At 32.3% G+C, this 8,138-nt stretch carries 8 protein-coding genes; 6 read left to right on the top strand and 2 right to left on the bottom strand.

Annotated features, from left to right (window positions below; all coding sequences use genetic code 11):
* Positions 1–138 precede the first annotated feature (138 nt).
* From purL to NE054_RS06125, 6 genes are read left to right on the top strand one after another with little or no spacing between them, the layout of a single operon-like run.
* Complete coding sequence (gene purL, locus NE054_RS06150; RefSeq protein ID WP_297889855.1) at positions 139–2,397, top strand: phosphoribosylformylglycinamidine synthase subunit PurL; 2,259 nt, start codon at positions 139–141, stop codon at positions 2,395–2,397.
* Complete coding sequence (locus NE054_RS06145) at positions 2,398–3,381, top strand: ribonuclease Z (protein WP_297889854.1); 984 nt, start codon at positions 2,398–2,400, stop codon at positions 3,379–3,381.
* Entirely contained in the window at positions 3,371–4,351 is a 981-nt protein-coding gene (lpxK, locus tag NE054_RS06140) for a tetraacyldisaccharide 4'-kinase (RefSeq protein ID WP_297889852.1), read from the top strand. Before NE054_RS06145 ends, lpxK begins: the two co-directional genes overlap by 11 nt.
* Positions 4,336–4,941, top strand: a complete 606-nt coding sequence (locus NE054_RS06135) for a segregation/condensation protein A (RefSeq protein WP_297889849.1) — start codon at positions 4,336–4,338, stop codon at positions 4,939–4,941. Before lpxK ends, NE054_RS06135 begins: the two co-directional genes overlap by 16 nt.
* The gene (gene corA / locus NE054_RS06130; protein WP_297889847.1) at positions 4,938–5,891 is read left to right on the top strand and encodes a magnesium/cobalt transporter CorA; all 954 of its coding nucleotides are present in this window, start codon (positions 4,938–4,940) and stop codon (positions 5,889–5,891) included. Before NE054_RS06135 ends, corA begins: the two co-directional genes overlap by 4 nt.
* Positions 5,888–6,421: a hypothetical protein gene (locus NE054_RS06125; RefSeq protein WP_297889845.1), complete on the top strand. Its 534-nt coding sequence runs from the start codon at positions 5,888–5,890 to the stop codon at positions 6,419–6,421. Before corA ends, NE054_RS06125 begins: the two co-directional genes overlap by 4 nt.
* On the opposite strand, the gene NE054_RS06120 is transcribed toward NE054_RS06125, so the two are convergent.
* On the bottom strand, positions 6,418–7,461 hold the full coding sequence (locus tag NE054_RS06120) for a polysaccharide deacetylase family protein (protein ID WP_297889842.1): 1,044 nt from the start codon (positions 7,459–7,461) through the stop codon (positions 6,418–6,420). The two genes, NE054_RS06125 and NE054_RS06120, sit on opposite strands and share 4 nt — an antisense overlap.
* Positions 7,454–8,138: glycosyltransferase (locus NE054_RS06115; protein WP_297889840.1), on the bottom strand; the 685-nt coding region annotated here is incomplete at its 5' end. The genes NE054_RS06120 and NE054_RS06115, both read right to left, overlap by 8 nt.

The following is an 8,138-nucleotide window of genomic DNA, read 5'->3' as shown; positions in this document are numbered from 1 at the left end:
CAGATATTTTAAAAAATATTCTTATCAACCTTTTAAACAGTTGATTAATTTAAATTATTTATTTAGAGTTTTTAGCTTCTAATTGAAAAACTTCGTAATGTTATAATATTTTCAACACTTTTTATACTGAGGTAAAAAATGGAAGAAAGACTTTTAAAAGCTCACGGACTTACACTTTCTGAATATAAAAGAATTGTGGAACTCATAGGAAGAGAGCCTAATGAAGTTGAGCTTGGAGTTTTTGGAGCTCTTTGGAGTGAACACTGTTCCTATAAATCTTCAAAACCATTTTTGAAAGTTTTTCCAACAAAAGCTCCATGGGTAATACAAGGTCCAGGGGAAAATGCAGGAGTCGTTGAGATAGATGAAAAATATGCGGTTGCGTTTAAAATAGAGTCTCATAACCATCCATCTTATATAGAGCCTTTTCACGGTGCAGCAACAGGAGTAGGTGGAATTATAAGAGACATACTCTCCATGGGTGCAAGACCTATAGCTTTAATGGATAGTCTCAGATTTGGAGATGTAAGAAAAGATGGCACAAGAAAAGGTATAAAAGATGCAAAGCCTATAGTGAAGAGGGTTGTAGAAGGTATAGGTTTTTATGGGAACTGTATAGGTGTGCCGACTGTTGGTGGTGAAGCAGTATTTGATGAAGTTTATGCTGGAAATCCTTTGGTAAATGCATTTTGTCTTGGAATTTTGGAAAAGGATAAAATGTTTAGAGCAAGAGCTACAAAAATTGGTCAAAAGATGGTTATGGTAGGTTCTTCAACGGGAAGGGACGGAATCCACGGAGCAACTATGGCATCTGCAGAGTTCAGCGAAGAGACGGAATCAAAAAGACCAAACGTTCAGATAGGGGACCCATTTTTTGGAAAAAGACTTATAGAGTGTACTTTAGAGGTCATGGATAGAGGGTTGATAGAAGGTTGTCAGGATTTTGGAGCTGCTGGACTTGCTGGTTCTACATCAGAATTTGGTGCAAAATCTAAAATGGGTGTAAGAGTGTACCTTGAAAATGTTCCGTTGAGAGAAGAAGGGATGACTCCTTACGAAATACTTCTTTCCGAATCGCAAGAAAGAATGCTTTACGCTGTAAACAATGAAAATGTAGAAGAAGTTTTAAAAATAGCGAAAAAACATGGACTTGAAGCTGCTGTTATAGGTGAAACTACCGATACAGGTAGAATGGAAGTGTTTTATAAAGGTGAAAAAGTTGCTGATTTACCAATATCTGCAATAGTGGACGATGCTCCGGTTTACGACCGACCAAGAAAAGAGCCATCTTATCTAAAAGAGGTAAAATCTTTTAATCCGGATAACTTACCAAAAACCGATATTTTGGAATCTTTAAAAAAGGTTTTAGCATCTTTAACTGTATCTAAAAAAAGCTGGATATACTCTCAGTACGACCATGAAGTAGGAACGAACACAGTTTTTAAACCGGGACATGATGCAGCCGTTTTGAGGTTAAAATGGGTTGTCAGACCTGAAGTTAAAACAAAAAAAGGTATAGCAATATCTTCCGATGGAAATGGAAAATACGTTTACTTAGACCCTTACGAAGGAGGAAAAAGGGTTGTAGCGGAAAGTGTAAGAAACATTTACATAACCGGAGCAAAGCCATTAGCGATTACAGATTGTTTAAACTGGGGAAATCCGGAAAATCCGGAGATAATGTGGCAGTTTGAACAAGCAACAAAAGGAATGGCAGATGCCTGCCAAAAGCTAAACACACCTGTGATAAGTGGAAACGTATCTCTTTACAACGAAACGGTCCTATCGGACAAAAGAGTAAACGTATATCCTACACCTATTGTTGTAGCTGTAGGAGTTTTAGAAGATGTTGAAAAAGCAATTCCTTCATTCTATCAAAAAGAAGGAGATTTAATCGCTATAGTAGGACAAGTTGATGAAAAACCAAACATATCCGGCAGTGAGTACTTGCAAGAAGTTTTTGGTGTTGTAGCAGGAGATATAGGAAAAACTGATTTAGAAGTAGAGTTAAAACTTATGGAATTTATCCAAAAATCAAAGGATATGTTAAAATCAGCCCACGATGTATCTGACGGTGGATTGATAACAGCACTGTTAGAACCAGCATTTAAAGAAGAGAACTTCCTTGGATTAGATTTAGATATATCCACAAAATACAGACCAGATTTTGAACTTTTTGACCAACTAAGGTCCATAGTCGTTATATCATTTGATGAGAAGGATTTGTTAGGCTTACAAGAGATAGCCCAACAGGTAGGTGTAGGATTTAAACTTGTAGGTAAAACTAAAAAGGAAGATAACCTGTCTTTAAAAATAAACGGTGAAGAAGTTATAAACACCAAGATTTCAGAGCTAAAAGAAATATACGAAAACACATTGGCAAGGCTGATGAGATAAATGTCAGAACCAAGAATAAAACACTACTTAGTAAATGAAAAATACGAAGACCCCGGAATAGTTATAGAAATACCAACTATAAACCAGTACATTCTTTTTGATATAGGAAACATATACAAACTGGACAGAGATTTAATAAGAAAAATTGACAAAATTTTCATAACCCACACCCATATGGACCACTTTATAGGTTTTGACTTTATGTTGAGAAACAAACTTGGAAGACCACAGACGGTAGAGATTTTTGGAATAGACCCTTTAGCCCACAATGTCTATTCAAAACTTCAAGGATACACATGGAACTTGGTAGAGTTTGAACCGGAAATCATCTTTAAAGTAAAAAACCTAAAAGAAGATACGTACGAATACTATGAGTTTAACATCAAAAGAAAATTTGCCAAAGACTTTATAAAAGAAGAGAAAGTAGAAAACAACACCATATACGAAAATGAACATTACAAAGTAAAGTACGCCGTTTTAGACCATAAAATAAAAGTTATGGGATACTCTTTTGAATACAAAGACAAACTTTTTTTAAAAAAAGAGAAAGTCCAACAACTACCACTAAAAGGAAAAGAGGTAGGAGATTTTAAGCAGTGGCTTTCTGATGAGAGTAATGTAGGTAAAAAGTATAAAATTGCAGATAAAGAGTACGATTACGAGTACTTAAAGGAAGAATACAGCTACACACAAAAAGGTATAAAGATATCTTATATCACAGATGTAATATACAGTCCAAAGAATAAAAAGAAAATAGTAGAACTTGTTAAAGATTCAGATTACCTTTACTGTGAAGCAGTTTTCTTAGAGAAAGATAAAGAACAAGCCCAGAAAGTTTACCATTTAACCACGACACAAACAGCAGAAATAGCAAACCTTGCTAATGTAAAAAATCTTATAGTCTTTCATTTTTCAAGAAGATACGGTAAAAACAAAGACATAGTTTTAGATGAAATAAGAAAATACTTTCCTAATGTTTCGTAAATTTTTATATCCAGTAAGTATTTTATACGGCTTTGGTGCAATCTTTAGAAGATTTTTTTACGAATCCGGATTAAAAAAGAAAAAGTATCTACCAAAAAAAGTTATATCCGTTGGAAACCTTTCAGTAGGTGGAAGTGGTAAAACACCTATAACGATAGAGATAGCTCAATACTTTCAAGAAAAATCGTTAAAGCCGGTTGTTTTATCAAGAGGGTATAAAAGAAAAAGTAAAGAAAACACTATATTTTGCAATGAAAACAACAACTGGCAGGAATGTGGAGATGAACCTTACTTAATGACTTTAAAAGGTATTAAGGTAGTAGTTGGGAAAGATAGGTATAAAAGTGGAGTACATCTTTTAGAAAAAGACACAGTAGATATTTTTATCCTTGACGATGGTTTTCAACACTTTCAACTTTTCAGAGATTTTGACATTTTGGTTGTTGATGCAACAAAACCTTTTTGGGAAGACTCACTTTTACCTACCGGAACTTTAAGAGAACCAAAGTATTTTTGTAAATACGCAGACTGTTTCGTAGTAAACAGATTTGAGTTTGTAGAGGATAAAGAAAAATTTTTAAAAACCATACAAAAATATAAAAAACCTTTCTTTTTTAGCCATAGTAAATTTTACGGAATTATAGATACTCAAGGAACCAATTACGATATGGATTTTTTAAAAAATAAAACTGTTATTGTTTTTTCAGGACTTGGAAACAACAGACAGTTTTTTCATAGTGTAAGAAAATTGGCAAAAGAATACAGTTTTAATATAGAAAGTGAGATTTCATTTTCTGACCATTACGATTACAAAAATTTCTTTCCGGAAAAAGATAAAATATACCTTACAACAGAAAAAGATTTAGTAAAGTTAAAAAATCACAAAAATATGTACGCATTAAACTATAAAACAGTTTTGCCGAAAGAGTTTTATAACTTTATGGAAGAGAAACTATGGAAAATCCGGTAGATATAATTTTAAAGCTTGTGATAAAGGGAGAGATAGACCCTTGGAATATTGATATAAGAGTGTTGGCAGATAAATTTTTAGAAGAGATTAAAAGCATGTACATTCCGGATTTAATATCAGCTTCAAAAGTATTGATTGCAGCAGCTTTACTACTTAGAATGAAAGCAGAAAGTTTAGACCAACCAGAAGAAAAAGAAGAAACCCACAGAAAAAGAATATTTGGAATAAAGAGATTTTACACGATAGACGAAATAGCCCACATCTTAAAACAGTACACATCTCCTCCAATACAAACAAAACAAAAGAAAGAAAGAAAACCCTATGAAAGAAGAAATCTTCCAAAAAAAACTTTATCATTTGATTACAAACTTGCCCATGCAGTGTTAGAAGATGCGATTAAATACTTAGAAGAAGAACTAAAATACGTGTCAGAAGTTTTAAAGTTTTCTCAGTTAAACTATCCAAATAAACCTCAAGCATTCGTTGCCTTACTCTTTCTAAACAACGATAACAAGATAAACCTTTACCAAGAAGAACCTTACCAAGAAATTTACATAGAGCCGTTACAGGTGTATAATTATTCCTTATGATAAGAATCTTTTACAAAGAAGGTTTGATAATAAGGTCCTATCAATGTAAAGAGTTAAAACCTGTTGAAGATAAATCTAACATTCTGTGGGTTGATGTGTACAATCCAACGGAAGAAGAAGTAAAATGGGTTGTAGAAAACTTTAAAGTTGAGTTTCCTTCTATTCAAGAAAGAGAAGATATAGAGATAAGTTCAAGGTATTGGGAAGAAGAAGACAGTATTACAATAAACACATTTTTCTTGATAAGAGAAGGGGAAAATGCATTTAATGAAACTGTTTCTTTCATAATAAAAGACAACTACATACTTACAGTTAGATACAGAGAGTTAAAAACCTTCAGTGAGTTTGCAAGAAGGTTGATGACAAATCCAAGTGTTTATAAAACCGGATTTCATGTTTTTTCTTCAATCCTTGAAATAAAGGTTGCGTCAGATTCTGATGTCCTTGAAACTGTGTCAAAAGAAATATCCAAACTTGGAAAAATCGTTTCATCAGGAAATTTAGATGTAACGGAGACAGTTTTTGAGTCTATCTCCTACTATGAAGATTTAAATATGACAATAAGAGAATCTTTGATAGATAAACAAAGAGTTTTATCTTCTTTACTAAAAAGTTATAAACTTCCAAATGATGTTAGAGAAGAAATCCGGATACTTATAAAGGACGTAAACTCACTTATTGATTACACCAAGTTTAATTTTGAAAGACTCAACTACTTGCAAAACACATTTTTAGGTCTGCTTAACATAGAACAAAACAAAGTTATTAAAATATTTACAGTCCTTGCAACAATGTTCATACCGCCTACATTGATAGCAAGTATATACGGAATGAACTTTGAAAACATACCTGAACTACATTGGCAGTACGGATACTACTACTCTTTAATACTGATGTTTTTAAGTGCTGCAGTACCTTTATACTTATTTAAAAAGAAGGGTTGGCTATGATAAAGTTAAAATTGATGCTACTTTTTATAGCTACACTTATTTTTTCATTTTTAATTATTTTAGGTCTCTCTGTAATTAACTTCATATACAAAAATGAGATTATAACAGATAAAGCTGACTTTTTTAAAGCGGTTTGGGTCGTTATATCTGTAACTTTATACAGCAGTGCAATTATATTCATCCTTCGGATTAAAGAAAAACAACCGGGAATAGTAGAAAAAATAGTTGAAGAAGAAAAACAGAAAGCAAAACAACTTTATTCAGAAAAAGACTTCATTTTAAACAGAAGAATAACATTAGCTTATGGAATTACACTTTTATTTTTATTTTTTGCAGTTTTAGTATCTGAGCTTTTAAGCTTTTTCTTCGATGAAGGTCTTCTCTCTCCGGTTCAGCTTGCATTCCATACCTCAGCATTTATTGGATATGTAGTTACTTTTAGATACGTGTTTAAAAGTCAAGATTACATAGAGTACAAGAGCCGAGAATTCATTAAGAAACAGATAAAAGAAGATGAAAACATGTTTTAATAAAGAGAATTCTTTATTTTTGCTTTAGTTAAAATAGCTAAAAAACTTGTCATGTCTTTTGGGATAGAGTACCGTGGAATTGTGTAAAGGTCGGTTGTTGGTTTAATCGGATTTTTTTCCGTTGTAAATGCGGTTTTAAAAAACTCTTTAGATACTTCTTTTAAAACTTCATCGTAATGACCAAAAGGATAAGCAAAGTGAGTGATTTTTCTACCAATTAAACGTTCCAGCTCTTGCTTTGATTGACTTAATTCTTGGTACACTCTTTCTTTTCTTGTTTTGGTATCTTCTTTTTCTACCAACTCTTTAAAATTTTTTTCTAAAAGTTGTTTTAATTCTAGTTTCCAATTTTTATTTTTAAAAAAGTCTTTGTTTATGCTCTTTATAAACTCTTTCACTTCCTTTTTTAATAAAGACCTATTTACTGCTAAGTTATTTTGAGATGGAAAGATTGGAAATCCTATTTGTGGTTCTTCTTGGTATGCGTATAAAAAACTCCAATGTCCGTTTTTTCCATCGTAAAAATCAACAATATCTTCTGAGTAAAAAACTTTTGAATGAACAGAACCATGACCACCAACATTAAACACATCCATCATCTTACTTAACTCTTCTACCGTTAAGAAATCTTGACTGTATCCGGATTTAAGAAATTCTGTATGTGCCTGTGCCATTGTTTTTGGTTTGTGTAATTCATTGAAAGAAACTTTTCCATTCCAATAATCGAAAAGTGTAGGTCTTACAAAATCTTTTTTTATCAGCCTTGAAGTTATTGGAAATATCGTTGCTTTTATCTTATGTTTTTTTAAAATTGGATAAGCGTAAACGTAGTTATCTGCAAAACCATCGTCAAATGTTATCGCAACCGTTGGTTTATCCGGATTTTTTCCGGTTTGAATGTAATCATAAATCTCATCTAAATCAACAACTTTATAAAATGTTTTGAGTATTTTTACTTGAGCTTCAAAAGTTTTGTAGTATACGTCAAATCCCCATTTAGGAAGAATTTTGTGGTACAGAATAACAAAAACTTCAGCCATTTGTAAGTTCCTTGAAAAGTTGTATATATTTTTTTACAGTGTTTTCTATTGAATAGTTTTTAGCTGTTTCAATTGCTCTTTCTGATATTTTCTTGTACTCTTCGTCTTTTAAATTTAGCATTACTTTCATCTTTTCTGTAAGTCCTTCAACATCTCCGACTGGAACGCTAAATCCGTTATAACCATCTTTTAAATACTCTCCTATACCCCCTGCCAATGTTGACAGAACCACTTTCCCTGTTGCCATTGCTTGGAGTAATGCTCCAGCTATTCCTTCTAAGTTTGATGATAAAACAAAAAAATCTGAAGCGTTCAGTAAATCCGGAACATCGTTTCTGGACCCAAGTCCTAAAACTTTTTCTTTTATACCAAATTTTTCGGCATACTCTTTTGCGTATTTATCAGTATCTAAACCAACCAAAATTAAAAGACAGTCATCACAGTTTAATTTTGCAAATGCTTCTATCAGTTTATCTTGGGCTTTTATTTGTAATTGCCAATTAGCCACATTTATAAATATTTTTTTGTCTTTTGGAAGGTTTAAGACATCTCTTAATTGTAATTTTTTCTCTGGATAAGGTCGGAACCTGTTTAAATCTATTCCACTTTCTATTACTACCAATTTGTCTGGAAAAAAGTTGTTCTCTTTTAAAAGCTCTGCTACTTGCTTTGATACT

Origin of the sequence: Sulfurihydrogenibium sp., from assembly GCF_027448985.1 — a bacterium.
Classification (GTDB): Bacteria; Aquificota; Aquificia; order Aquificales; family Hydrogenothermaceae; genus Sulfurihydrogenibium.
Note: the sequence above shows the minus strand (reverse complement) of the source record. Positions and strands in the feature narration are given on the sequence as shown.